This window comes from Sphingomonas sp. PP-CE-1G-424, from assembly GCF_004341085.1.
Lineage (GTDB): Bacteria > Pseudomonadota > Alphaproteobacteria > Sphingomonadales > Sphingomonadaceae > Sphingomonas.
In genome coordinates, this window is record NZ_SLXW01000001.1 from 393,005 (window position 1) to 418,684 (window position 25,680).

At 66.2% G+C, this 25,680-nt stretch carries 19 protein-coding genes and 1 tRNA gene; 14 read left to right on the forward strand and 6 right to left on the reverse strand.

Features of this window, described 5'->3' with window-relative positions; all coding sequences use genetic code 11:
- Positions 1-669 precede the first annotated feature (669 nt).
- On the reverse strand, positions 670-1,341 hold the full coding sequence (locus C8J43_RS01840; protein ID WP_060527258.1) for a hypothetical protein: 672 nt from the start codon (positions 1,339-1,341) through the stop codon (positions 670-672).
- Between the two features lie 285 nt (positions 1,342-1,626).
- Here C8J43_RS01840 and C8J43_RS01845 point away from each other — a divergent pair, with 285 nt between their 5' ends.
- Entirely contained in the window at positions 1,627-1,854 is a 228-nt protein-coding gene (locus C8J43_RS01845; protein WP_133029499.1) for a hypothetical protein, read from the forward strand.
- 45 nt (positions 1,855-1,899) lie between these two features.
- Here the strand turns inward: C8J43_RS01845 and C8J43_RS01850 are convergent, their stop codons facing one another.
- Together C8J43_RS01850 and C8J43_RS01855 are read right to left on the reverse strand one after the other, a co-directional pair.
- Positions 1,900-2,244: a hypothetical protein gene (locus C8J43_RS01850; RefSeq protein ID WP_056065779.1), complete on the reverse strand. Its 345-nt coding sequence runs from the start codon at positions 2,242-2,244 to the stop codon at positions 1,900-1,902.
- A gap of 79 nt (positions 2,245-2,323) precedes the next feature.
- The gene (locus C8J43_RS01855) at positions 2,324-3,583 is read right to left on the reverse strand and encodes a multidrug effflux MFS transporter (RefSeq protein ID WP_133029500.1); all 1,260 of its coding nucleotides are present in this window, start codon (positions 3,581-3,583) and stop codon (positions 2,324-2,326) included.
- Between the two features lie 128 nt (positions 3,584-3,711).
- On the opposite strand from C8J43_RS01855, the gene C8J43_RS01860 reads away from it, so the two are divergent.
- The 4 genes from C8J43_RS01860 (at position 3,712) to C8J43_RS01875 (ending at position 10,051) form a co-directional block, all read left to right on the forward strand.
- Positions 3,712-4,209, forward strand: a complete 498-nt coding sequence (locus tag C8J43_RS01860) for a hypothetical protein (RefSeq protein ID WP_133029501.1) — start codon at positions 3,712-3,714, stop codon at positions 4,207-4,209.
- 118 nt (positions 4,210-4,327) lie between these two features.
- Positions 4,328-5,284 (forward strand): 2-oxoglutarate and iron-dependent oxygenase domain-containing protein, encoded by a 957-nt coding sequence (locus tag C8J43_RS01865; protein ID WP_133029502.1) that lies wholly within the window; start codon positions 4,328-4,330, stop codon positions 5,282-5,284.
- 356 nt (positions 5,285-5,640) lie between these two features.
- Positions 5,641-8,415 (forward strand): DNA polymerase I, encoded by a 2,775-nt coding sequence (gene polA / locus C8J43_RS01870; protein WP_133029503.1) that lies wholly within the window; start codon positions 5,641-5,643, stop codon positions 8,413-8,415.
- A 118-nt stretch (positions 8,416-8,533) separates the two neighbouring features.
- Positions 8,534-10,051: an oligosaccharide flippase family protein gene (locus C8J43_RS01875; protein ID WP_133029504.1), complete on the forward strand. Its 1,518-nt coding sequence runs from the start codon at positions 8,534-8,536 to the stop codon at positions 10,049-10,051.
- Here the strand turns inward: C8J43_RS01875 and C8J43_RS01880 are convergent.
- Both C8J43_RS01880 and C8J43_RS01885 read right to left on the reverse strand, forming a co-directional pair.
- Complete coding sequence (locus C8J43_RS01880; protein ID WP_133029505.1) at positions 10,048-11,364, reverse strand: Nramp family divalent metal transporter; 1,317 nt, start codon at positions 11,362-11,364, stop codon at positions 10,048-10,050. The two genes, C8J43_RS01875 and C8J43_RS01880, sit on opposite strands and share 4 nt — an antisense overlap.
- A 319-nt stretch (positions 11,365-11,683) precedes the next feature.
- Positions 11,684-12,307, reverse strand: a complete 624-nt coding sequence (locus tag C8J43_RS01885; protein ID WP_133029506.1) for a DNA-3-methyladenine glycosylase — start codon at positions 12,305-12,307, stop codon at positions 11,684-11,686.
- A gap of 60 nt (positions 12,308-12,367) precedes the next feature.
- Here C8J43_RS01885 and C8J43_RS01890 point away from each other — a divergent pair, with 60 nt between their 5' ends.
- Positions 12,368-12,685 (forward strand): 2Fe-2S iron-sulfur cluster-binding protein, encoded by a 318-nt coding sequence (locus tag C8J43_RS01890; RefSeq protein WP_132736385.1) that lies wholly within the window; start codon positions 12,368-12,370, stop codon positions 12,683-12,685.
- A 164-nt stretch (positions 12,686-12,849) separates the two neighbouring features.
- Here C8J43_RS01890 and rlmB read toward each other — a convergent pair whose 3' ends face one another.
- A complete protein-coding gene (rlmB, locus tag C8J43_RS01895) occupies positions 12,850-13,593 on the reverse strand; it encodes a 23S rRNA (guanosine(2251)-2'-O)-methyltransferase RlmB (protein ID WP_056055070.1) in 744 nt (247 codons plus the stop codon).
- A 161-nt stretch (positions 13,594-13,754) separates the two neighbouring features.
- Between rlmB and C8J43_RS01900 the strand changes: the two genes are divergently transcribed.
- From C8J43_RS01900 to C8J43_RS01940, 8 genes are all read left to right on the forward strand, one after another.
- A tRNA-Tyr gene (locus C8J43_RS01900) sits at positions 13,755-13,841 on the forward strand.
- A gap of 184 nt (positions 13,842-14,025) precedes the next feature.
- Positions 14,026-16,422, forward strand: a complete 2,397-nt coding sequence (locus tag C8J43_RS01905; RefSeq protein WP_207893324.1) for a glycogen/starch/alpha-glucan phosphorylase — start codon at positions 14,026-14,028, stop codon at positions 16,420-16,422.
- A complete protein-coding gene (gene glgB, locus C8J43_RS01910) occupies positions 16,419-18,581 on the forward strand; it encodes a 1,4-alpha-glucan branching protein GlgB (RefSeq protein ID WP_133029508.1) in 2,163 nt (720 codons plus the stop codon). The genes C8J43_RS01905 and glgB overlap by 4 nt, the downstream gene beginning before the upstream one ends.
- Before the next feature lie 87 nt (positions 18,582-18,668).
- A complete protein-coding gene (gene glgC / locus C8J43_RS01915; RefSeq protein WP_133029509.1) occupies positions 18,669-19,931 on the forward strand; it encodes a glucose-1-phosphate adenylyltransferase in 1,263 nt (420 codons plus the stop codon).
- A 211-nt stretch (positions 19,932-20,142) separates the two neighbouring features.
- Complete coding sequence (gene glgA, locus C8J43_RS01925) at positions 20,143-21,588, forward strand: glycogen synthase GlgA (RefSeq protein ID WP_133029510.1); 1,446 nt, start codon at positions 20,143-20,145, stop codon at positions 21,586-21,588.
- Positions 21,585-23,204, forward strand: coding sequence for an alpha-D-glucose phosphate-specific phosphoglucomutase (locus C8J43_RS01930; RefSeq protein ID WP_133029511.1), 1,620 nt, complete (start codon positions 21,585-21,587; stop codon positions 23,202-23,204). The genes glgA and C8J43_RS01930 overlap by 4 nt, the downstream gene beginning before the upstream one ends.
- Positions 23,204-24,733, forward strand: a complete 1,530-nt coding sequence (gene treA, locus C8J43_RS01935) for an alpha,alpha-trehalase TreA (protein ID WP_133029512.1) — start codon at positions 23,204-23,206, stop codon at positions 24,731-24,733. Before C8J43_RS01930 ends, treA begins: the two co-directional genes overlap by 1 nt.
- Complete coding sequence (locus C8J43_RS01940; protein ID WP_279388821.1) at positions 24,730-25,566, forward strand: CoA ester lyase; 837 nt, start codon at positions 24,730-24,732, stop codon at positions 25,564-25,566. The genes treA and C8J43_RS01940 overlap by 4 nt, the downstream gene beginning before the upstream one ends.
- Positions 25,567-25,680 lie beyond the last annotated feature (114 nt).

Sequence of the window (25,680 nt, forward strand, 5' to 3'; positions counted from 1 at the left end):
GTCGATCCTCATGGCTTCGCGAGCATCCATCCATGCTCGCCGAAAGCGCCCGTCAAGGCGGGAAGCCGCTGTGCTCCAACGCAGGAAAGGCACATCGCGAAATTGCCACCACGCTTCACGGGGGGACGACGCGTGCAAATCGGGCCGAAGCGCGGTCGCGATCCGGAAATGACGTCTTGCGCCCCCCGTGCACCCGCTCGGCAAGGAGCCGCTTCCAGTGTGCGAACGGTACCGGCGACGACAGCGCGCCGGTCAGCCGCGCTCCCCGCTTGGCCCCGACCTTCGCCAGCAACGACGCCGAAAGACTGCGGGACGCTCGGCAAGAGATAGCTCGACGTAGCGAGCGCATCGTGACGGCCACGAAAGCGGCTGACGGACCGAGGGGCATCGGCGGCGCCCCCCCCCCCTGGGCGTGGCGAGGTTTTGCTGTCCTACATCACCCGCCCATGCTCAGATCGACGCATGGCCCCGCACCCTCTCCAACCGATTGACCCCCAACCGGATCGACACCGCGTGCAGGACATGCACGGTATCGCGCCAGCGTCTGCACTTCGTGCACTTCCGGCGCCCAACCCGTTGAAAACGCCAGATACACGAAGGGCGGGGAGTGTTGCCACTCCCCGCCCCCATGCCGTCAAATCTGGCCTTGCCCGTTGCCGGGCGCAAGGCTCAGAAGTGCGTGATGATGCCGAGCATCGGACGGAAGCTCTGCGCCGTGCCGAAGGTGTTGACCTCGGCGCGGATGCGGAAGCCGGCGTTGCCGGTGATGCCCTTGAGGCCGATGCTCTGCGGACCGACTTCTGCGCCGATGCCGTAGGTCACGGCGTTGTAGTCACGGTTGGTGCGGCCGCCATTGGTCGAGAACTGCGCGAAGTGGTCGAAATTGACCCACTGGTAGCCGACCTTGCCGTAGAAGATGCCGCTGTCGCCGGCGCGGAAGCCGAAGCGGCCTGCTGCGCCGTATTCCCAATCGATGTTGCCATCGACGCCCTTGATGACGTTGCCTTCGACGCCGACAAAGACCGGGCCGAGCGGCACGTTGACGCCGACGACGCCCTGCACCAGCGCACCGTCTGCGCGGTAGTTGTTACGGACCGAGCCGTCCGAGTTCAGCGCGCGCGGGATGCCGTGGTTGCCGACGTTGTCGAACTGCTCCCAGCCGCCCATGATGCCGACATACGGCTCGATCCCGAACGCCTTGGAGCCATCGGGAGCGGCTGCTTCGCCGGGAGCTGCGCTGTTGTCGGTCGGCGCGGGCGCGGGTGCTGCCATGTCCTGTGCGAAAGCAGGGGCTGCGAATGCGGTGGCCGCGAGGACGAGGGCCAGGGAAAGCGTACGCATGGAAATAGACCTTCTATCGTTGATTACGTGGCCCCCGTCCGACGATGTGCGGCTTGGTCCAGGCAAGTCGAAACCGGCGGGCGTCCGCTTTGTTGCAACAAAAAGAACGCGAACCCCGGAACCTTCCAAAGGTGTTGCAATGCAGCAACGCTTCCTGTCGCCGCGATGAACATATCGTGGCGAACTCAAGGCAATAGTGGCAGAAATGCAGCGATCGGCACGGTAGCGTGGTCGTTAACCGTGTCGCTCAAGATCGTCGCAACGATCAGTGGATAGGCCATCCGGATGGGCTTCGCGCGTCTTTTCCGCAGTCGCTGGGCGGCTGTATTCTGGTCGGCAGGGATCCTGTGGACGGCGTATGACGTCGCCGACAGCGCACCCGCTCCAGCCCCAGACGCGGCATCGCAGAACGTTACCGCGGCAAAACCTGAACCGGCCGAGCCGGCCCCGCAAGATGCGACCGGCTCGGGGTTCGACATGCACGATCTGCAAGTTCTCGCCAAAGCGGGCTGACCGCACCGGAGATATTCTCCCCATGCCCGCCAGCCCGCGGTTCGCTCAGGGTTTCAGCGCGACGTCGTCGGCATCCTTCAGGTCTTCGTCGTCGTCGATCGTGTCATCGTCGAGCTCGTCCTGGACGTCATCCTCGTCCATGTCGGCTTCGTCCATCGTGACGGACGAGTCCGTCTCGCCGACCTCTTCCGAATCCATCTTGGTCTCGTCGATCGACTCGTCGTCGGTATCGTCTTCGCCCAGATCGGGTTCGAGGTCGGTCAGGATGATGCCGTCGCTCGGCCCGTTGCGCGTGGCCTCGAGGATCTCGGCGCGCTGACTCTCGTCATAGCCCTCTTCGTCATAGCCGTCGTCGCCCGATCCGGCACTCGGCACCTGATGTCCGCCCATGGTCACACTCCCTCGTTCCAGGACGCCCGCACGTTGCGAGCCTACCAGATGCGAACGGTGGACGTGCGCGGTGGTTCCTTCAAGCGGGGACCGGTGCCGTCGACGCCGGCCGGAACAGGCGACCGCGTTCGGTCACGAGAATGGCGACCAGCGCCGCCAACCCTGCGAGCAGGAACCCGCCGACCAGCGGCACGGTGGTGCCGTCGAACGCCTGCCCGATCAGCGCGCCGAACACCGCGCCGACGGTGACGCTCAGGAACCCCTGCACGCTCGACGCAGTCCCGGCGATCCGCCCCATATTCTCCATCGCCATCGCCGAGAAGTTCGACGTCGCCAGCCCGAAACAGCCCAGCGTCAGCGCCTGGAAGACCGCGAAACTCACCAAGGTCTCGAACCCAATCTCGATCGCGAACAGGTGGACCAGCGACACCAGGATCAGCACCGACAGCGCGCCGTGGCTGATCAACCGGGTTCCTAACCGCATCACGATCCGCGAGTTGAGCAGATTGCACGCCGCCATCGTCACCGACGTCGTCGCGAAGATCAGCGCGAGCAGCGTCGGCTTATGGAACACGTCCGCCATGATCTGCTGGATCGAATTGAGATAGCCGTACAGCGCACCCATCAACGCGGTCGACGCGAGCGTATAGCCGAGCGAATTGCGATCGCTCAACGTCTGGCGCCAATCGCTGAAGATGCGCCCCGGCGTGATCGGCAGGACGTTCTCGGGCGCCAGCGTCTCGGGCATCCGCAGGTAGAACCAGACCAGCACGCCCAGCGTCAGCACCGCGACCGTCCAGAAGATCGCCCGCCAGTCGCCGAACTGCAGCACCGTCCAGCCGAACGTCGGCGCGAGGATCGGGACGATCATGAACACCATGAACGCGATCGACATCACCCGCGCCATCGCCCGCCCGTGATAACAATCGCGGACCAAAGCGATCGTCGCCACTCGCGCCGCGGCGATCACTGCGCCACCGAATGCGCGCGCCGCCAGCAACAGCGTGAAACTCCCCGCGGTCGCGCATGCGACGTTGGCGATGATGTACAGGACGAGCGACCACAGCAGCACCGTCCGCCGCCCGAACCGATCGGCGAGTGGCCCGTGGACGAGTTGCGCGACGCCGAAGCCGATCACGAACGCGGTCACCACGAACTGTCGTCCGTTCTCGGTCGCGACGCCGAGCGAGTCGCCGATCGCCGGCAGCGCGGGCAACATCGAGTCTATGCCGAGCGCGGTCAGCGACATCAGCGAGGCGACAAGCGCGACGAACTCGACGAAACCGATCGGCGCGCCGCGCATCGCTGGCGCGTCGGATTGGGGATCCTGGGTCTGCATGATGCGTGCGCCTTTACCCGCTCGGCCGGTCTTGCGGAACCCGCTAACCGGCGCAGTTCGGAGATGATTGCGCGATGCGTCGACGCCTCCTATCTGTATTGTCAGAACAACACACTTCGGAGACAGCCATGATCCGTCCGCTCTTTCTCGCCACCGTCGGCCTTACCAGCGTGCTCGCCTTGTCCGCCTGCGATCGCTCGAACGAGGGCGCATCGGTCTCGATCAACGCCGATGGCGGGAACGTCCTCGGCGCGATCAACGGCGAGACCGGCGAGATGAAGATCGACGTGCCCGGCTTCCAGGGCTCGGTGAAGCTCCCGAAGATCAAGATCGACACCGGCAATTTCGATCTCAACGGCGTGCGGCTGTATCCGGGATCGTCGATCAAGACGCTCAACATCGTCGGCGACGACAAGGCGGGCGGGTTGCGCGTCGCCTTCGCCAGCCCGGCAACACCCACGATCGTCCGCGACTGGTTCGCACAGCGGCTCGGGAAGGTCGGCTACCAGGTCCATCCCGAGGGCGCGAACCTGATCGGCACCACCGACGAGAACAAACCCTTCCGCCTCGAACTCGCCCCCGACGGCACGGACAAGGCGACCGGCACGATCGTCATCAGCGGCTAGTCTACGATCGTCCCTCGCCAAGGGGAGGATTGAAATCTCGCCCCACCCTAACCCAGACATTTGGCACGCCACCCCCGATCGCCTATATCGGGCATCCCCCAAACCGGACACGCACCCCATGCTCGATACGCCCGCCGCCCAGGTCCCGACGCTCAGCCTCGCAACGCAGGATTCCGACCCCGATGGTTTCGCCGCCGCGTTCGGCGAATCGTTCGAGCGGTACGGCTTTGCGATCGTCGCCGACCACGGCATCCCCGCCGACCTGATCGAGCGTGCCTGGGCCGAGACCAAGCTGCTGTTCGACCTGCCCGAGGACGAGAAGCGCGGCTATCACATCCCCGGCGGCGGCGGCGCGCGCGGCTATACGCCGTTCAAGACCGAGATCGCCAAGGACGCCAAGGTCGTCGACCTCAAGGAATTCTGGCACGTCGGCCGCGAGCTGCCCGAGGGGCATCGCTATGCGGACACGATGGCGCCGAACGTCTGGCCGACGCGCCCCGAGGGGTTCAAGCCGGTCTTCCTCGAACTCTTCGCGGCATTCGACCGCGCCGGCGACAAGCTACTCTCCGCGATCGCGCGTCACCTGAAACTCAAGCCCGACTGGTTCGACCCGGCGGTGAAGGACGGCAACAGCATCCTTCGTTTGCTGCATTACCCGCCGATCCCCGCCGATGCCGAAGGCGTCCGCGCCGGCGCGCATGAGGATATCAACCTCATCACGCTGCTGCTCGGTGCCGAGGAAGCCGGCCTCGAACTGCTCGACCGCGCGAACGGCCGCTGGCTGTCGATCAAGCCGCCCGAGGGCGCGATGGTCGTCAACGTCGGCGACATGCTCCAGCGGCTGACCAACAACGTGCTGCCCTCGACCACGCACCGCGTCGTCAACCCGCCACCCGAGCGCCGTGGCCACTCACGCTATTCGATGCCGTTCTTCCTGCACCCCGCGCCGGATTTCCTGATCGAGACGCTGCCCGGCACGATCACGCCGGACAACGCGAACCGCTATCCGAACCCGATCACCGCGCATGATTATCTGTACGAGAGACTGGTCGAGATCGGGCTGATCAAGAAGTAAGGGCAGGCGTTAATCGCTCTCCTATTCCGCCTTCCTCGAACCAAAGAAGCATGTTTCCCCGCGAAGGCGGGGACCCAGACTGGGCTCCCGCCTTCGCGGGAGAACAAGGAGGCGCCTGCCCTGACCATTGTACCACCCCGGCGAAGGCCGGGGCCCAGTTGGAAAGGTGGTCGTAACGACGCGCACCGCTTCGTTATCGCCGTCCCCCCAACTGGGCCCCGGCCTCCGCCGGGGTGGGGCGTTTGTTGGAAGGCTGGGATAACCCCCATCCCCCCACCGCTTTTCTCTCCACCTGATACCCAACAACCACGCATCGCCCATTGGTGCACGCCCCAGCATCCGCTAGACCGCGCGCGATGCCCCATCTCTATCTCGTCGACGGCTCCGGCTATATCTTCCGCGCCTATCACCGGCTGCCGCCGCTCACCAACAAGCATGGCGAGCCGGTCGGCGCGGTGTATGGCTACACGACGATGCTGTGGAAGCTCGCCGACGAAGTCCACGCGGCCGACGGCCCGACCCACATGGCGGTCATCCTCGACAAGTCGTCGAAGACCTTCCGCAACGATCTCTACGACAAGTACAAGGCGCAGCGTCCCCCGCCGCCCGAAGATCTCGTCCCCCAGTTCCCGATGATCCGCGACGCCACGCGCGCGTTCAGTCTCCCCTGCATCGAGACCGAGGGACTCGAAGCCGACGACATCATAGCGTGTTACGCGAAGGCCGCGCTCGCCCAAGGCTGGGAAGTCACGATCGTCAGTTCCGACAAGGACCTGATGCAGCTGATCGAGCCCGGCCTCGACATGTACGACACGATGAACAATCGCCGGCTCGGCGCGGAGCATGTCGCGGAGAAATTCCACGGCGTCTCCCCCGCGCAGCTCGGCGACGTGCTCGCGCTGATGGGCGACAGCGTCGACAACGTGCCCGGCGTGCCCGGCGTCGGCCCCAAGACCGCGGCAAAGCTGATCCTCGAACACGGCGATCTCGAAGCCGTGCTCGCCGCTGCCGACGGCATGAAGAAAGGCAAGCTGCGCGACAACCTGATCGAGCATGCCGAGATGGCGCGGCTGTCGAAGGTGCTCGTCACGCTCAAATGCGACGTCGCGCTGCCCGAACCGCTCGAAGACCTTGAACTCAAGGGCATCCCAGACGCGCCGTTGCGCGCGTTCCTCGAACACCACGGCTTCAAGTCGCTGATCGCGAAGCTTTCCGCGGTCGCCGAAGCCCCCGTCGCCGAACCGGCGAGCACAGCCGAGTTTGACGAGGACGAGCCCTGCAAGCACGACGACTACGAGACCGTCGTCGACGAAGCCGCACTCGATCGCTGGATCACCGTGGCGAAACACCAGGGCTGGATCGCGATCGACACCGAGACCACCGGCATCGACGCGACGCGCGCGGACCTCGTCGGCGTGAGCATGGCGCTGCATCCGAACCTCGCCTGCTACGTACCTATCGCGCATGGCGGGACGGACTTGCTCGCGGAAAACCCGGTCCAGCTCGATCGCGCGCTCGTGCTCGCGAAACTGAAGCCGTTGCTGGAAGATCCAAGCATCCTGAAAATCGGTCACAACCTCAAATACGACATGATCGTCCTTGGCCGCGCCTATGCGTCGACCGGCGGCGTGCAGATCGCGCCATTCGACGACACGATCGTGATGAGCTTCGATCTCGACGCCGGGTTGCACGGCCACGGCATGGACGAACTCGCCGCCACGCATCTCTCGCACAGCTGCATCGCATTCAAGGACGTCGTCGGCACCGGCAAGACGCAGCGCACCTTCAACGAAATCGACCTCAAGGCCGCCACGCGCTACGCCGCCGAGGATGCCGACGTGACGCTCCGCCTCTGGCGCCGGTTCAAGCGCCGCCTACCCGCGGAGGGCTCGACTCGCGTCTACGAGATGGTCGACCGCCCGCTCGTCCCCGTCATCGCGCAGATGGAGATGCACGGGATCAAGGTCGACGCCGCCAAACTGTCGAAGCTCTCGACCGAGTTCGCCGGCCAGATGGCGAGCCTGGAGACCGAAATCCACGCGCTCGCCGGCGTGCCCTTCACGATCGGCAGCCCCAAGCAACTGGGCGACGTGCTGTTCGAGAAGATGGGCATCAAGGGCGGCCGAAAGGGCAAGTCCGGCGTCTATTCGACCGACGTCAACGAACTCGAACGGATCGCGGCGGACAAGGATTCGCCCGGCGCGGTGATCGCCCGGAAGGTGCTCGACTGGCGCCAGTTGTCGAAGCTGAAATCGACCTACACCGACGCGTTGCAGGCGCAGATCAACCCGGCGACGGGCCGCGTCCACACGTCCTACTCGCTGACCGGCGCGCAGACCGGCCGGCTGTCGTCGACCGATCCGAACCTCCAGAACATCCCGATCCGCACCGAGATCGGCCGCCAGATCCGCGACGCGTTCGTGGCCGAGCCCGGCAACGTCATCCTGGCCGCCGATTACTCGCAGATCGAGCTACGGCTGGCCGCGCACATGGCCAACGTCCCGGCGCTGAAGGCCGCGTTCGCGAACGGCGACGACATCCACAGCCTCACAGCGCAGGAACTGTTCGGCGAGGTCAACCGCGACACCCGCGGCCGCGCGAAGACGATCAACTTCGCGATCCTCTACGGCATCTCGCGCTGGGGTCTCGCCGGTCGCCTCGACGTTTCGGCGGAAGAGGCTCAAGCGATGATCGACCGCTATTTCGACCGCTTCCCCGGCATCTCGAACTACATCGTCGAGACGACGGAGAGCGTGCGCGCGAGCGGCTACACGACCACGTTGTTCGGGAGAAAAACCCACTTCCCGAGGATTCGCTCGAAGATCCAGCACGAACGCCAAGGCGCCGAACGCGCCGCGATCAACGCCCCCATCCAGGGGACGAGCGCCGACATCATCAAGCGCGCGATGGTCCGCATGGGGCCGGCGTTGCTCGAAGCGGGTCTGCCCAATGTCCGCATGCTGCTTCAGGTCCACGACGAACTCGTGTTCGAACTGCCGGAAGGTGACGTCGCCGCGGCCAAGCCCGTGATCGAGCAGGTCATGGCCAATGCGGCACTCCCCGCGGTCACCCTCGACGTGCCGCTGGGCATCGAGATCGGCACCGGCCTTAGCTGGGGAGCGGCACATTGAACGCGCAGGGCGGCAGCCGGCCATGTCCGGCTGACTCGCACAAGCGCGGCCGGCGGAGCGTTCGCTCCGACCGACGACGCGGCTTTGCCGCGGCGCGACCCACGAATGGCGCAGCAGCGTGACCGAGGCCACGCAGGATATCGACACGCTCGCCAAGGGTGGTCGGACCAACATCGCCGGCTTCGTCCTCCGCCTCGCCGCGCGCATCCCGTTCCTGTTCATCGCTGGCCGCATTTACGGCCCTGACCTCGTCGGTCGCTTCGCGATCGCGGTCGTGGTCGTCGAACTCGCCGCCTTGCTGGCAACGCTCGGCCTCAAACGCGGGCTCGCGCACGCCCTCAGCAGCGCCGATCGCCCCCACGCCAACGTCGTCTGGGACGCCATGGCGGTCGCCTTCGTCGCCTCGCTCATCGCCAGCGCAGTCCTCTGTACGTTCCCGCAGATCATGTATCCGAACAGCGCGATCACCGGGCTCGACCGGTTCCTGCCGCTGATCATCGTCGCGATCGCCTGGTCCGACGTCAGCCTCGCAGCACTTGCGTACAGGCTGAACGTCAAGGCCGCCGTCACCGCGCGCGCCGTCGTCGAGCCCTGGACGATCTCGATCGCCGCCTGGGCATTCTCCTATTTCACGATCCGCGACGGCCTGGTCCTCAGCTACGTCGCGTCGATGACCGCAGCGCTGATCGCCAGCCTCGTGCCGTTCCTGCGCAGCTACGGCGTGCCGCGGGGTTGGAAACCCCAGCTCCGTCCATTGTACGCGCTCGCCCGCGCCAATGTGCCGCTCGCCGGCGCAGACATCCTCGAATGGGGCAGCCGCAACGTCGACCGCTTCATCCTCGGCGTGATGTTCGAGCCGAAGATCGTCGGCATCTATTACATGGCGCAACAGGTCGCGTCCCTGCCGCAGAAGCTCAAGACCAGCTTCGATCCGATCCTCGGCCCCGTCATCACCCACAGCCTCGCAATCAACGACCGCGCAGCAATCGCCAACCAGGTCCGCCAGGTCGCGTTCTGGATCATGGCCGCGCAAGGCGGGCTCGCGCTGATGGGCTCGATTCCCGGTGAAGCGGTGATGGGCGTGGTCGGTCCGCAGTTCGTCGCCGGCACCGCCGCGCTCGCGTTCCTGCTCACCGCCGAAGTGCTCGCCTCGACCGGCGCGGTCAGCGAATCCGCGCTCGTCTACATCGCCCGCCACCGCAACCTGATGATCTCCGCGGCGATGCTCGCGTTCCAGGTCGGCCTGAGCTTCGCACTGATCTTCACGATCCGAGCGCTGGGCTATCCGGTCAATTACCAGGCGGCCGGCCCGGCGATCGCGCTGATGCTGTCGGTAGGCCTAACTTCGATCATCAAGTCGAAGCTGCTCGGCCATCTCCTCGGCGCGAACGTGTCGCCGTGGCGCTGGCCGCTGGTATGGGCTGCGCTCGCCGCGATCGTCGTCGGGGCCGGGTTCACCGCACTCCCCAAGCGTTACGAATGGGTCGAACTCGCGGTCGGCGAACCCGCGATTGCCGCGACCTATCTCTACATCCTGTGGCGATACGCGTTCGGCCCCGCCGACCGCGCGCTGTTCGCCAAGAAGCCGAAGGCCGAAGATCCGAGCCTCCCCAACGCCGGTGCGCCCGTCGCCTAGAGCATCCCGTAGAGCAGCGTGCCGTTCAGCCCGATGATCACTGCGGCGATCACCCAGGCGAGGATCTTCAACCAAGCCGGGCTGACCAAATCACCCATGATCGTGCGGTCGCCGGTGAACTTCACCAGCGGCACGACCGCGAACGGGAGCTGCAGGCTGAGCACGACCTGGCTCAGCACCAGCAGTTTCGTCGCGCCCGCATCGCCCGACGCACCGACCACGAACACCGCGGGCACGATCGCGAGCAACCGCGTCACCAGCCGCCGCGCCCAGACCGGCATGCGCAGGTTGAGGAACCCCTCCATCACGATCTGACCGGCGAGCGTGCCCGTCACCGTGGAGTTCTGGCCCGACGCCAGCAGCGCGACCGCGAACAACACGCTCGCCGCGCCCATCCCGAGCATCGGCGCGAGCAACTGATACGCCTGGTCGATCTCGGCGACGTCGGTCCGGCCGGCGACGTGGAAGGTCGCCGCCGCGAGGATCAGGATCGCCGCGTTGATGAAGAACGCCAGCCCCAGCGCGACCGTGCCGTCGATCGTCGCCATCGTGATCGCGTCGCGCTTGCCCGCGGTATCCTTGGCGAAGGCGCGCGTCTGGACGATCGACGAATGGAGGTACAGGTTGTGCGGCATCACGGTCGCCCCGAGGATGCCGATCGCGATGTAGAGCATCGCCGGGTTCGTCACGATCTGCGTCGTCGGGACGAGCCCGCCGAGCACGCCCGCCCATTCGGGCCGCGCGAGGAACAGCTCGAAGATGAAGCAGCCGGCGATGATCACGAGCAAGGCGACGACGAACGCCTCCAGCTTGCGGAACCCGAAGCGTTGCAGCGCGAGGATCAGGAACACGTCCAGCGCGGTGAGGACGACGCCGTAGACCAGTGGCAAGCCGAACAGCAGCTTTAGCGCGATCGCGGTGCCAAGCACTTCGGCGAGATCGCAGGCAATGATCGCGATCTCGCAGAGAAACCAGAGCGCGACCGAGACCGGCTTCGAATAATGCGCACGGCAGGCCTGGGCGAGGTCGAGCCCGGCGACGATGCCGAGGCGTGCGGAGAGCGCTTGCAGGACCATCGCCATGAGGTTCGACAGCAGTACGACCGACAGCAACGTGTAACCAAATGCCGAGCCGCCGGCGATGTCGGTCGCCCAGTTGCCGGGGTCCATATAGCCGACTGCGACGAGGTAGCCGGGGCCCACGAACGCAAACAAGCGGCGCCAGAAGGACGCGCCTTCGGGGACGGCGACGGTCCGGTGGCTCTCGGCGAGCGAATTAGCGAAGTCGGACGCGGGGAGATTGGGGGCTGACATCGGGGGCTGCTTTGCCGGAACGAGGGAAAGGGGACAAGGCGTGGCTGGCGCGTCGGATGACAACGCGTTCACCTCCGTCCCGTCACTCCAGCGACAACTGGGGCATTCCGGTTGGCGAGTGTCGCAATTGCATTGAGAGATGCCGGCTTTCGCCGGGCCGACGTGTGCGGGTGTATGTAAGGAATATATGGGAAGCGTCTCCCCTCCCTGAAAGGGAGGGGTTGGGGGTGGGTCGGCCCGCTCGAGCCACCACCGTCCAAACATGCGGAAACCGACCCACCCCCGCCCTCCCTTCCCTTCCAGGGAGGGGAGAAGGAGGTCAGATGACCTTCATGTCCGCCTGATAATGATGCCACGCGAAGATCGCCGCCGCGCCGCGGTGCGGGCGCCAGGCCTCCGCCACTTCGCGCGTCAGTTTCTCGCTTGGGCGCGTCTCGTGGCCCAGTATCCGCCCGACCTCGATCTGGATCGCGAGGTCGCCCGCGGGCCAGATGTCGGTGCGGCCTTCCGCGAACAGTAGGTAGATTTCCGCCGACCAGCGGCCGATGCCCTTCACGCGGACCAAAGCGGCGATCGCCTCCTCGTCGTCCTCGGGCAGGTTGGTGAGATCAAGCCGGCCGCTCGTCACCTCGTCGGCGAGGCTGCGTGCATAGCCGAGTTTCTGGCGGGAGAGGCCTGCGCTCTTCAACAACTCGTCGCTGGCGGCGGCAATCTTCGCCGGATCGCCCGCGCCGCCGATCACCGCGTCGAGCTTGTTCCACACCGCAGCGGCCGAGGCGACGCTCACCTGCTGGCCGACGATCGTGCGCAGCAACGTCGCAAACCCGCGCTCGCTGATCCGCGGCGCGGGGTGGCCGGCATTGCTGACCGCGACCGCGAACGCCGGCTCGATTTCGCACAACGCCGCCATCGCGGTTTCGAGTTGTTCTGCGCTCAGGCCCATGATGCTTGATCCCTGGCTCGCGCAACGGCATGAACGCACGAAGATTTTTCGGAGAATGACATGCCCAAGCTTATCGTCGTGACGCGCGAAGGGGAAGAACGCGAGATCATCGGCGAGGCGGGCCTTTCGGTGATGGAAGTCATCCGCGACGCCGGGATCGACGAGATCCTGGCGCTGTGCGGCGGCTGTTGCTCGTGCGCCACCTGCCACGTCCATGTCGACCCGGACTTTGCGGGCAAACTCAAGCCGATGGGGCCGGACGAGGATGATTTGCTCGATTCGACGAGTGATCGCGATGAGTTTTCGCGCCTGTCGTGCCAGATCGAACTGACCGAAGGGTTGGATGGCTTGAAGGTCCGGATCGCCGAAGAGGACTGATTTCCCGGTCCCTCGCCCCTTTGGGGAGAGGGAGGGAGGAGCCGTAGGCGACGGAAGGGAGAGGGGAATGAGGCTCGGGACGGTGGATACCAACGCCCCTCTCCCTTCCCACCGCAAGGGCGGCGGGCCCCTTCCCTCTCCCCGTAGGGGCGAGGGAGTTCAGGTCACCGCGTGGTGATGGCGTAGAGCGCGATCGCCGCGGCGTTCGACACGTTCAGGCTCTCCACCTTCTCCGAGATCGGCAGTTTCGCCAGCTCGTCGCAATGCTGCTCGGTATTCTGCCGCATGCCCTCGCCCTCGGCGCCGAGCACGATCGCGATCCGCTGCGTGCCCATCGCTTCCGACAGCGTCTGCGTCGCGTGGCCGGTCAGCCCGATCCGCCAGAACCCCGCCGCCGCAATCTCTTCCAGAGCGCGCGCCAGGTTCACGACCCGGATCCAAGGCACCGACTCAAGCGCACCCGAAGCAGCCCGCGCGATCGTCCCCGATTCCGGCGGCGCGTTGCGATCCGGCGTGATGATCCCCAGCGCATCGAACGCCGCCGCCGAGCGCAGAATCGCGCCGACGTTATGCGGATCGGTCACGCCGTCGAGGATCACCAGCGGGCGATTGTCGTCCTTGCCGTGCTCGAGCAGGTCGGCGAGCCACATATCCTCGAGCGGCTCGACCTCGATCACCACGCCCTGGTGCGGCGCGTCGCCCGGCACCAGCCGCGCCAGATCCATCGCCTCGGCATAGGTCACCGGCACGTCGGCGGGCAGGTCGAACCCGGCCAGCGCCTCGCGCGTGCCGAGGATTTTGCGCACCGTGCGCTCCGGATTGGCGAGCGCAGCGCCCACCGCGTGCTTGCCCCAGAAGCGGGGGCGGCCTGCCGGTGCCTTGCTCGGCCTGTGTCCCTTGCGTGCCATATTCGCTCTCTATCGTGTCTGTGTATGCGGCGTCCTTGTCGGCATTCCGCTCCCGCGGCAACTATGAACCACGAAACTTCGCAAAACCTGCGTTGACACACCGAGCGCGCTTCGCCATTGAGCCGCCTCGCTTGAAAGAGCGGCGCTTGCAAAAGCGGCCTGGACAGGTGGCCGAGTGGTTAAAGGCAGCAGACTGTAAATCTGCCGGAGTTTCTCCTACGTAGGTTCGAACCCTACCCTGTCCACCACCGCCCCAGCGCGGTGATGGATCATCCCAAATCAAAGCATTGATCGGCAACATTCTTTTCCACCTCGGAAAGGAAGTCCGCGTGACATCGGCTCGCGGACGGCTAGGATCGCCGCGACCGTAACGATTTCGGAAACCGCGTGACCTCAGATCCTGCCGTACAGCCGCCCGTTCAAGCACCCGTCATCCAGGATCTGGCCGACTCGATCCTCGACACGCTCGTCCACCGCATCGGCAAGGATGCGCAGGCCGCCCGCCCCCACGACTGGCTCGCCGCGACGATCCTGACCGTCCGCAACGATATCGTCGAACGCTGGATGGCCTCGACCAAGGCGGCGCACGCGGCCGGCGCCAAGCGCGTCTATTATCTCAGCCTCGAATTTCTGATCGGCCGGCTGCTGCGCGACGCGGTGACCAACCTCCAGCGCAACGACGAGGTCACGCAGGCGCTGAAGCTCCACGGCGTCGACCTCGCCGAACTCGAGGAGATCGAACCCGACGCGGCGCTCGGCAATGGTGGTCTCGGCCGCCTCGCCGCCTGCTTCATGGAGAGCATGGCGAGCCTCGCGCTGCCCGCCTACGGCTACGGCATCCGCTATGTAAACGGCATGTTCCGCCAGCGGATCGACGATGGCTGGCAGGTCGAGATGCCGGAGAACTGGCTCGCGCACGGCAATCCCTGGGAGTTCGAACGCCGCGAGAGCGCCTATTTCGTCGGCTTCGGCGGCGAAGTGACCGCCGCGGACAACGGCCAAGTTCATTGGAGCCCGTCCGAGGCGGTCGAGGCGACCGCGGTCGACACCCCCGTCGTCGGCTGGCGCGGCAAGCACGTCAACACGCTCCGCCTGTGGACCGCCCGCGCGTTCGATCCGATCAAGCTCGATCGCTTCAACGCCGGCGATTTTACCGGTGCGCTCGCCGATCAGTTGCGCGCCGAGACACTTACGCGAGTCCTTTACCCCAACGACTCGACCGCCGCCGGTCAGGAACTCCGCCTGCGCCAGGAGTATTTCTTCTCGTCCGCGTCGATCCAGGACATCGTCCGCCGTCATATCCAGTATTTCGGCGACATCCGCACGCTGCCCGACAAGGCCGCGATCCAGCTCAACGACACGCACCCCGCGGTCTCGGTCGCCGAGCTCATGCGGCTGTTGATCGACCATCACGAATTCGCGTTCGACGAGGCGTGGAAGATCACGCGCGCTACCTTCGGCTATACCAATCACACGCTGTTGCCCGAGGCGCTGGAGAGCTGGCCACTGCCGCTGTTCGAACGCCTGCTCCCACGGCACATGCAGATCGTCTACGCGATCAACGCCAAGCTGCTGCGAGAAGCGCGCGGCACCGAGGGTATCGACGACCGCGCGATCTCGGCGATCAGCCTGATCGACGAGGGCGGCGAGCGGCGCGTGCGGATGGCGAACCTCGCCTTTGCCGGGTCGCACAGCGTCAACGGCGTCGCCGCGCTGCATACGCAGCTGATGAAGAAGACGGTCTTCGCCGATCTCCACAAGCTGTATCCAACGCGGATCAACAACAAGACCAACGGCATCACGCCGCGTCGCTGGCTTCAGCAATGCAATCCCGGCCTCACCGCGCTGATCCGCGATGCGATCGGCGACGGCTTCCTCGACGATGCCGAAAAGCTTGTCGATCTGGATGTTTTCGCGGACGATTCCGGTTTCAGGGAGCGCTTTTCGAGCGTGAAGCGTTTGAACAAGGTGGCACTGGCTAATCATATCAAGGAGACGATGGGGCTCCGCGTCGACCCGGACGCGATGTTCGACGTCCAGATCAAGCGCATCCACGAGTATAAGCGCCAGTTGCTCAACATCATCGAGACGGTCGCGCTCTACGACCAGATCCGCAGCCATCCGGAGCGAGACTGGACGCCCCGCGTGAAGCTGTTCGCGGGCAAGGCGGCGTCGAGCTATCACAACGCGAAACTCGTCATCAAACTGGCCAACGACGTCGCGCGCCGGATCAACGCGGACCCCTCGGTCGGTGGCCTGCTCAAGGTGGCGTTCCTGCCCAACTACAACGTGTCGCTGGCGGAGAAGATCATCCCCGCCGCCGATCTCAGCGAACAGATCTCGACCGCCGGACTCGAAGCCTCGGGCACCGGCAACATGAAGTTCGCCATGAACGGCGCGCTGACGATCGGCACGCTCGACGGCGCCAACATCGAGATCAAGGACCGCGTCGGCGACGACAACATCTTCATCTTCGGCATGACCGCGGACGAGGTCGAGGCGAAGCGCGCCAACGGCTATGATCCGCGCAGCGTCATCGACGGCTCGAACGAACTCCGCCAGGCGGTCTCCGCGATCGCGTCCGGCGTATTCTCGCCCGACGACAAGACGCGCTACGCCGGCTTGATGGGCGGGCTGTACGACGGCGACTGGTTCATGCTCGCCGCCGATTTCGACAGCTATGCCACCGCCCAGCGCGCGGTCGATACGCGCTGGAACGACCGCGACGCATGGGTCGCCTCGACCGTCCGCAACGTCGCGCGCGTCGGCTGGTTCTCGTCCGACCGCACGATCCGCGAATATGCGCGCGAGATCTGGACGGTGATGTGAAGCCACCCGAAGGCGCCATCGTTGCCCTCCTCGAAGGGCGTCACGACGATCCGTTCTCGCTGCTCGGCGTCCACAGCGGCCCGACCGGCGTGTTCGCACGCGTCTGGCTGCCGGGCGCGGACACGGCGGAGGCGCACGCGCTCGACGGCACCGCGCTCGGCACCCTCCCCCGCATCGACGATCGCGGCCTGTTCGAGGGCCCGATCGACGGCACGCAACAGCCGGTGAAATACCATGCGGAGGCCGGTGACACGTCGTGGTGGGTCACCGACCCCTACAGCTTCGGGCCCGTACTCGGCCCGATCGACGACCTGCTCATGGCGGAGGGCACGCACCGCCGTCTCCACGACAAGATGGGCGCGCACCTCATCGAGCATGAGGGCGCGCACGGCGTCCACTTCGCGCTCTGGGCCCCCAACGCGCGGCGCGTGTCGGTGGTCGGCGACTTCAACGACTGGGACGGCCGCCGCCACGCGATGCGCAGGCGCGGCGACGTCGGCGTGTGGGAGATCTTCATCCCCGACATCGCCGAATATCGCGCGTACAAGTTCGAGATCGTCGGTCCCGACGGCCAGTTGCAGCCGCTCAAGGCCGACCCGTTCGCGTTCGCATCCGAACTCCGACCCGCCAACGCCTCGATCACGCGAAAACTCGCGCACGACTGGGCCGACACCGATCACCGCAAGCATTGGGCCTCGGTCGATCCGCGCCGCGTGCCGATCAGCATCTATGAGGTCCACGCCGGATCGTGGGACCGCGACGCCGACGGCTGGTTCCTGACCTGGGACGCGCTCGCGGATCGCCTGATCCCGTACGTGGTCGAGATGGGCTTCACGCACATCGAATTCCTGCCGATCAGTGAACACCCGTACGACCCGAGCTGGGGCTACCAGACCACCGGTCTCTACGCGCCGTCCGCGCGCTTCGGCGACGTCGATGGCTTCGCGCGGTTCGTCGATGGCGCGCATCTCGCCGGGATCGGCGTGCTGCTCGATTGGGTCCCCGCGCATTTCCCGACCGACGCATTCGGGCTGGCGAAGTTCGACGGCACCGCGCTGTACGAACACGAGGACCCGCGGCTCGGCTTCCACCCCGACTGGAACACCGCGATCTACAATTTTGGTCGGCGGGAAGTGACGTCGTTCCTCGTCAACAACGCGCTGTTCTGGGCCGAGCGTTATCATATCGACGGGCTGCGCGTGGATGCGGTCGCGTCGATGCTGTACCGCGATTATTCGCGCAAGGCCGGCGAATGGATCCCCAACGATCAGGGCGGTCGCGAGAACTGGGAGGCCGTCGCTTTCTTGCGCGACATGAACCGCGAGATCTACGGCCAGCACCCCGGCGTCTTCACGATCGCCGAGGAATCGACCTCATGGCCGGGCGTCTCCGCGCCGGTGAGCGACGATGGCAAGAGCGGCGGCCTGGGGTTCGGGTTCAAGTGGAACATGGGCTTCATGCACGACACGCTCCAGTACATGGCGCGCGATCCGCTGCACCGGAAGCACCACCACGGCGAGATCAATTTCGGCCTCGTCTATGCGTTCAGCGAGAATTTCGTCCTGCCCTTGAGCCATGACGAAGTGGTCCACGGCAAGGGTTCGCTGCTGACCAAGATGCCCGGCGACGACTGGCAGCAATTCGCCAATTTGCGCGCCTATTACGCGTTCATGTGGGGCTATCCGGGCAAGAAGCTGCTCTTCATGGGGCAGGAATTCGCGCAACGCCGCGAATGGTCGGAAGCGCGTGCGCTCGACTGGGACTTGCGCAACGCGCGCAGCCACGAAGGCATCCGCAACCTCGTCCGCGACCTCAACACCGTCTACCGCGAGAAGCCGGCATTGCACGCGCGCGACTGCGAGGCGGAGGGGTTCGAATGGCTGATCGCCGACGACGCCGGCAATTCGGTGTTCGCGTGGTTGCGCAAGGCCCCCGGCGCGAAGCCGATCGCGATCGTCGCGAACATGACGCCGATCGCCCGCGCGCCCTACCGCGTGCCGCTGCCGCTCGACGGCCGCTGGTGCGAGATCATCAACAGCGACGCGCACGACTATTGGGGCAGCGGCCTCGGCAATCTCGGTGGCGTTGTTGCGAAGGACGGCGCGGCCTGGGTCACGCTGCCGCCGCTGGCGACGATCATGCTCGAATACGAAGGCTGATCGAGTTCGAAGACCGATCCGGCGCAACGACGGAACAACCCGCGGGTGCCGGGAGGTTATACCACCGACGATTATGGAGAGATTACGATGGTAGAACGGCGAGGACAGCCACTGGCGCGCGACGCGATGGCGTATGTGCTGGCCGGCGGCCGCGGCAGTCGCCTGATGGAGCTGACCGATACGCGCGCGAAACCCGCGGTGTACTTCGGCGGCAAGGCGCGCATCATCGATTTCGCGCTGTCCAACGCGATCAACTCGGGCATCCGCCGGATCGGCGTCGCGACGCAGTACAAGGCGCATTCGCTGATCCGCCATCTCCAGAGCGGCTGGAACTTCCTGCGCTCGGAACGCAACGAGAGCTTCGACATCCTGCCCGCGTCGCAGCGCATCAGCGAGTTCCAATGGTATGAGGGCACCGCCGACGCCGTGTACCAGAACATCGACATCATCGAGAGCCACGCGCCCGAATACATGGTCATCCTGGCCGGCGACCACATCTACAAGATGGACTACGAGCTGATCCTGCAACAACATTGCGAGACCGGCGCGGACGTCACCATCGCCTGCCTCGAAGTGCCGCGGATGGAGGCGGTCGGCTTCGGCGTTATGGCCGTGGACGAGCACGACAACGTCACCGCGTTCGTCGAGAAACCCGCAGATCCGCCCGCGATCCCCGGCAACCCGGACATCGCGCTTGCGTCGATGGGGATCTACGTCTTCCACACCAAGCTGCTGTTCGACGAACTCCGCCGCGATGCCGAGACGCCCGGTTCCTCGCGCGATTTCGGCAAGGATATCATCCCGTACCTCGTCAAGCACGGCAAGGCGGTCGCGCACCGCTTCTCCGACAGCTGCGTGCGCTCGGGCAGCGAAGTCGACGCATACTGGCGCGACGTCGGCACGGTCGACGCGTATTGGGAGGCGAACATCGACCTCACCGATGTCGTGCCCAAGCTCGACCTGTACGACCGCAGCTGGCCGCTGTGGACCTATTCGGAGGTCACGCCGCCCGCGAAGTTCGTCCACGCCGACGACGGCCGCCGCGGCGAGGCGGTGTCGAGCCTAGTCTCCGGCGATTGCATCATCTCTGGCTCCTCGATCCACCGCAGCCTGATCTTCACCGGCACCCGCGCGCATAGCTACTCGATGCTCGATCAGGCGGTGATCCTTCCACACTGCGTGATCGGCCGCGGCGCGCGCCTGTCGAAGGTGGTGGTGGATCGCGGCGTCGAAATCCCCGACGGTCTGGTCGTAGGCGAGGACGCAGAATCCGACGCCCAACGCTTCCGCCGCACCGACAACGGCGTCGTGCTGGTCACCAAATCCATGATCGACCGGCTGACGACGTGATGACTCAAACAAATCCTCCCCGGCACGGGGAGGGGGACCGTTCGCCATCGGCGAAGGGTGGAGGGGGCTCACCGCGAGCGTACCGTCTGCGACCGGGAGAGTACCGGCCACCACCGCGAGCGTACCGTCTACGATCGAACGCGTACCGTTTGCGGAAGCCCCCCTCCACCATGCGATGCATGGTCCCCCTCCCCGTGCCGGGGAGGATTTGATGCGCGTCCTCTCCGTCGCTTCCGAAGCCTATCCTCTCATAAAAACCGGCGGTCTCGCAGACGTCGTCGGCGCGCTCCCGGCTGCGCTGGCGCCGCATAACGTCGCGCTGACCACCTTCCTCCCCGGCTACCCCGCACTCGCCGCCGTCACCAAGCGCGCGAAAGTCGTCCACCGCTACACCGACCTGCTCGGCACCGAAGCGCGTATCCTGAAAACCAAGATCGGCGACCACGCGCTGCTGGTCCTCGACGCTCCCGCGCTATTCGCCCGAGGCGGCGGCCCGTACGGCGACGCGACCGGCGCGGACTGGTCCGACAACTGGCGCCGCTTCGCCGCGTTCAGCCGCGCCGCCGCCGATCTCGCCTCGGGCGCGGTCCCCGGCTACGACTTCGACATCCTCCACGCGCACGACTGGCAGGCGGCGATGGCCCCCGCCTATCTCCGCTACGCGCCAGGCCCCGGCGCCCCCGCCAAGACGGTCGTCACGATCCACAACATCGCGTTCCAGGGACGCTACGGCCACGACATCTTCGCCGACCTCGCACTCCCCGACGAAGCCTTCGCGCTCGACGGCGTCGAATATTACGGCGGCGTCGGCTTTCTGAAAGCCGGCCTCGAAGCCGCCGATGCGATCACCACCGTCAGCCCGACCTACGCCGCCGAGATCCGCTGCGGCGAATTCGGCATGGGCCTCGAGGGCCTGATCAACGACCGCGCCGGCCGCGTCACCGGGATCGTCAACGGCATCGACCCCGCCGTCTGGAACCCGGAAACCGACGCGTCCCTCCCCGCTCGCTACACCGCGCGCACGCTCGCCCGCCGCCGCACCAACAAGCGCGCGGTCGAAACCCTGTTCGGCCTCGATACCGGCGACGGCCCGATCTTCACCGTCATCAGCCGCCTCACTTGGCAAAAGGGCATGGACGTCCTCGCCGGCGCGCTCGACGAACTGGTCGCGCTCGGCGGCCGTCTCGCGCTGCTCGGCTCGGGCGACACCCCGCTCGAACTCGCCTTCCTAGCCGCCGCCGAACGCCACCCCGGCAGGATCGGCGTCCGCATCGGCTATGACGAACCCGTCTCGCACCTGCTCCAAGGCGGCGCCGACGCGATCCTGATCCCGTCGCGGTTCGAACCGTGCGGCCTGACGCAACTCTACGGCCTCGCTTACGGCTGCATTCCCATCGTTGCGCGAACCGGTGGGCTCGCCGACACCGTGATCGACGCCAACGAAGCCGCGATCGCCGCGGGGGTCGCCACCGGCGTCCAGCACGACGGCGTTACGCCAGAAGCGCTCAGCCATGCGCTGCGCCGAACGATGGCCCTCTATGCACGCCCCGATCGCTGGGCCATGTTGCAGCGCAACGCGATGCGCGCGGACTTCTCGTGGGACGAGAGCGGCCGCCGCTATGCCGACCTATACGCCAAGCTCCTGGAGCCCGCATGATCCGCACCGTTTCGACTACGCCCTACACCGACCAGAAGCCCGGCACGTCGGGCCTGCGCAAGAAGGTGAAGGTCTTCCAGCAACCCAACTACGCCGAGAATTTCGTCCAGAGCGTGTTCGACGTCGTCGCGGACAAGTCCGGTGCGACGCTGGTGATCGGCGGCGACGGTCGCTTCCTCAACCGTGAGGTCATCCAAGTCGCGATCCGTATGGCGGCGGCGAACGGCTTCGGCCGCGTGATCGTCGGCCGCGGCGGCATTCTCTCCACCCCCGCCGCAAGCCACATGATCCGCAAGCGTGGCGCGATCGGCGGCCTCGTCCTTTCGGCCAGCCATAACCCCGGCGGTCCCGATGAGGACTTCGGGATCAAGTACAACATCGCCAATGGCGGGCCCGCCCCTGAGTCCGTGACCGACGCAATCAATGCATGCACGCTCGAGATCGACCGCTGGCTGACAGTCGACGCCGGCGACATCGACCTCGACAGCGACGGCGAGATCACGGTTGGCGATATGCCGGTCGAGGTCGTCGATCCGGTCGAGGATTACGCCGCGCTCATGGAGACGCTGTTCGACTTCGACGCGATCCGCAGCGCCAAGCTGACGATGGCGTTCGACGCCATGAGCGCGGTCACCGGACCGTACGCGACCGAGATCCTCGAACGTCGTCTCGGCTTCGCGCCCGGCACCGTCCGCAACGGCGAGCCCCTCCCCGATTTCGGCGGCCACCACCCCGACCCCAATCTCGTCCACGCACACGCGCTTTACGAGACGATGATGGCCCCCGACGCACCCGATTTTGGCGCAGCGTCGGACGGCGACGGCGACCGCAACCTGATTATCGGCAGGCACCGCTTCGTCACCCCGTCGGACAGCCTCGCGATGCTGGCCGCCAACGCACACCTCGCACCCGGTTACGCAGCCGGCCTCAAGGGCATCGCCCGCTCGATGCCGACCAGCGCCGCCGCCGATCGCGTGGCGGAAGCGCTCGGCATCCCAGCCTACGAGACACCGACCGGCTGGAAGTTCTTCGGCAATCTGCTCGACGCCGGCAAGGCGACGATCTGCGGCGAGGAAAGTGCCGGCACCGGCTCCGACCATGTCCGCGAGAAGGACGGGCTGTGGGCAGTCCTCCTGTGGCTCAACATTCTCGCCATCCGCGGTGAGAGCGTCGACACGATCGCCCGCGACCACTGGGCGAAGTTCGGCCGTAACTACTATGCCCGCCACGATTACGAAGGCGTCGAGACCCCACGCGCCGACGCGCTGATGGCCGCCCTGCGCGCCAGCCTCGGCACCCTCCCCGGCCAGCAGTTCGGCGACCTCACCGTCGAGACCGCGGACGAGTTCGCCTATACCGACCCGACCGACGGCTCGATCAGCCGCAACCAAGGCGTCCGCATCCTGTTCGAGGGCGGCAGCCGCGTGGTGTTCCGCCTGTCGGGCACCGGCACCACCGGCGCGACGCTGCGCGTATACCTCGAACGCTACGAACCGGTCGGCGACGACCTCGACCGCGACACCGGCGAAATGCTCGCCAGCATCGTCGCTGCCGCGGAATCGATTGCCGGCATCGCCGAGCACACCGGCCGCACCGCACCGGACGTCGTCACCTGATGCGCTGCCTCGGCCTGCTCGCGCTCTCGTCGCTGCTGGTCGCGGCATCGCCCGCGCCGAAATCGCCGGCGCAACTGTTCGGTCCGCTCTACAAGACCGTGCAGATGCGCGGCCTTTTCCCAGACTCGAAGACCTTCGCCGACGCGACACCCAAGCGTCCGGCGAAGGCAATTCTGGCCGACTACGCAAAATGTCGCTGCGACGCCGAACCGGCGCTGCGCCAGTTCGTCGCGGCGAACTTCACGATCCCGACGACGCCCGCCGCGCCGCCTTCCGCCGAACGGCTGTCGCTCAAGGCGCATATCGATGCGCTCTGGCCGCAACTCACGCGCACGCAGACCAGCGTCCCCGCCGGTTCCTCCGCGCTGACCCTGCCGAAGCGCTACGTCGTACCCGGCGGCCGTTTCCGCGAGATGTATTACTGGGACAGCTATTTCTCGCTGCTCGGCGTCCAGCGCTCCGGCCGGCAGGATCTCGTCGAGGACATGGTGGTCGATTTCGGCAGCCTGATCGACCGCTACGGCCACATCCCGAACGGCACGCGCACCTATTATCTCAGCCGCTCGCAACCGCCGGTCTTCTACCTGATCGCCGGCCTTTCGCGCGATCCAAGGACGCTTGCCGCCCGCACCCGCCAGCTCCGCGCGGAGCACGCGTTCTGGATGGCCGGCGCCGACACGCTCAAGCCCGGCCAGCAATCGCGCCGCGCCGTCCGCCTCCCCGACGGCGCGCTGCTCAACCGCTATTGGGACGACCGCGCCGATCCGCGCGATGAGAGTTATCGCGAAGACGCCGAACTGGCCAACCATACGCCGTCGCGTAATCGCGGCGAGCTCTTCCGCGATCTGCGCGCGGCTGCGGAAAGCGGCTGGGACTTCTCGTCGCGCTGGCTCGCCGATGGCCGCACGCTCGCCACCATCCGCACCACGCGGTTCGCGCCGGTCGATCTCAACAGCCTGATGGTCGGCATGGAGCAGGCGATTGCCGCGAACTGTCGCACATTGGGTGATATCGCCTGCGCCACATCCTACGCGTCGCAGGCAGCGGCGCGCACCGCTGCGATCCGCAAGCATTTGTGGAACGGCCGGTTCTTCGCCGACTATGACCTCGACACCAACCGCGCGAACGACTTTGCCAGCGCGGCAATGGCGTTCCCGCTGTTCGCCAAGGTCGCCACGCCCGATCAGGCCAAGGCGACCGCCACCGCCCTACGCCCATTCGTCGGCGAAGGTGGACTCCGCACGACGCTGATCGGCAGCGGTCAGCAATGGGACGACCCCAATGGCTGGGCCCCGCTCCAGTGGATCGCGATCGAAGGCCTGCGCGGCTACGGCGAAACCGCGCTTGCCGAGCAGATCACCAAGGCCTGGCTCGCGTCGGTCGACCGCGAATATCAGGCGAGCGGCAAGCTTCTCGAGAAATACGACGTCGTCGAGCGCAAGCCGGGCGGCGGCGGCGAATATCCCAACCAGGATGGCTTCGGCTGGACCAACGGGGTCACGCGGGCGCTGATGGCGGGTCGGCCGTGACGCTCCAGCGGCGGCGCAGCGCGCTTTACATGCCCGCGTCCAACGCGCGGGCGATCGCCAAGGCTCGGACGCTCGCGTGCGACGTCGTCATCCTAGATCTGGAGGATGCCGTCGCCCCCGACGAAAAGGCTGCGGCGCGGGACCGCGTCGTCGAGGCAGTGCGCGAAGGCGGGTTCGGCGCGCGAGAATTCGTCGTGCGGGTTAACGGTCTCGACACCCCCTGGTATGCCGACGACATCGCCGCGATCCACGCGAACGGCGTCGACGCGGTTGTCGTCCCCAAGGTCTCGTCGGTCTCTGATCTGGTCGCGGTCCGCACATCGCTCGGCGAAGATGGCCCACCGATCTGGGCGATGATCGAGACCTGCGCGGCGATCCTGGCGCTCCCCTCGCTCTCCGCAGCAGCAGCCGAAACGCGGCTCACCGCGCTGATCGCCGGCACCAACGACCTCGCCAAGGATATGCGCTGCCGGCTCGGAGCCGATCGCATGCCGCTGCTCCCGGCGCTCACAGCAACGATCATGGCCGCCCGTGCTGCCGGCATCGTCGCGCTCGACGGCGTCTGCAACGCGCTCGACGACCCGGCCCGCTTCGCCGCAGAATGCACCCAAGGCGCAACGCTGGGGTTCGACGGCAAGACGCTGATCCACCCCTCTCAGATCGATGCGGCCAACGCTGGTTTCGGGCCGAGCGAGGAGGAATTGGCGTGGGCACGAACGATCGTCGCCACGTTCGCGAAACCGGAGAATGCCGACAAGGGCGCCATCCGCCTCGATGGCCAGATGGTGGAGCGCCTGCATCTAGCGGAGGCTGAAGCGACGCTGGCTCGCTGACGCACCGACAAGCCCGGTAAACAGATACAGTCCGTCATCCTGACGAAAGTCAGGACGCAGAGCCATGAAGTACACCACGCGTTACCCTGGATCCTGACGTTCGTCAGGATGGCC

Excerpts from the sequence above, each read along its gene's own strand:
- C8J43_RS01860 (WP_133029501.1), top strand. The coding sequence starts at position 3,712 with ATGATCCGTCCGCTCTTTCTCGCCACCGTCGGCCTTACCAGCGTGCTC.
- C8J43_RS01890 (WP_132736385.1), top strand. The coding sequence starts at position 12,368 with ATGCCCAAGCTTATCGTCGTGACGCGCGAAGGGGAAGAACGCGAGATC.
- treA (WP_133029512.1), top strand. The coding sequence starts at position 23,204 with ATGCGCTGCCTCGGCCTGCTCGCGCTCTCGTCGCTGCTGGTCGCGGCA.
- C8J43_RS01850 (WP_056065779.1), bottom strand. The coding sequence starts at position 2,244 with ATGGGCGGACATCAGGTGCCGAGTGCCGGATCGGGCGACGACGGCTAT.
- rlmB (WP_056055070.1), bottom strand. The coding sequence starts at position 13,593 with ATGGCACGCAAGGGACACAGGCCGAGCAAGGCACCGGCAGGCCGCCCC.
- C8J43_RS01840 (WP_060527258.1), bottom strand. The coding sequence starts at position 1,341 with ATGCGTACGCTTTCCCTGGCCCTCGTCCTCGCGGCCACCGCATTCGCA.
- polA (WP_133029503.1), top strand. The coding sequence starts at position 5,641 with ATGCCCCATCTCTATCTCGTCGACGGCTCCGGCTATATCTTCCGCGCC.
- C8J43_RS01880 (WP_133029505.1), bottom strand. The coding sequence starts at position 11,364 with ATGTCAGCCCCCAATCTCCCCGCGTCCGACTTCGCTAATTCGCTCGCC.
- C8J43_RS01845 (WP_133029499.1), top strand. The coding sequence starts at position 1,627 with ATGGGCTTCGCGCGTCTTTTCCGCAGTCGCTGGGCGGCTGTATTCTGG.
- C8J43_RS01885 (WP_133029506.1), bottom strand. The coding sequence starts at position 12,307 with ATGGGCCTGAGCGCAGAACAACTCGAAACCGCGATGGCGGCGTTGTGC.
- C8J43_RS01855 (WP_133029500.1), bottom strand. The coding sequence starts at position 3,583 with ATGCAGACCCAGGATCCCCAATCCGACGCGCCAGCGATGCGCGGCGCG.
- glgC (WP_133029509.1), top strand. The coding sequence starts at position 18,669 with ATGGTAGAACGGCGAGGACAGCCACTGGCGCGCGACGCGATGGCGTAT.
- C8J43_RS01930 (WP_133029511.1), top strand. The coding sequence starts at position 21,585 with ATGATCCGCACCGTTTCGACTACGCCCTACACCGACCAGAAGCCCGGC.
- C8J43_RS01865 (WP_133029502.1), top strand. The coding sequence starts at position 4,328 with ATGCTCGATACGCCCGCCGCCCAGGTCCCGACGCTCAGCCTCGCAACG.
- glgA (WP_133029510.1), top strand. The coding sequence starts at position 20,143 with ATGCGCGTCCTCTCCGTCGCTTCCGAAGCCTATCCTCTCATAAAAACC.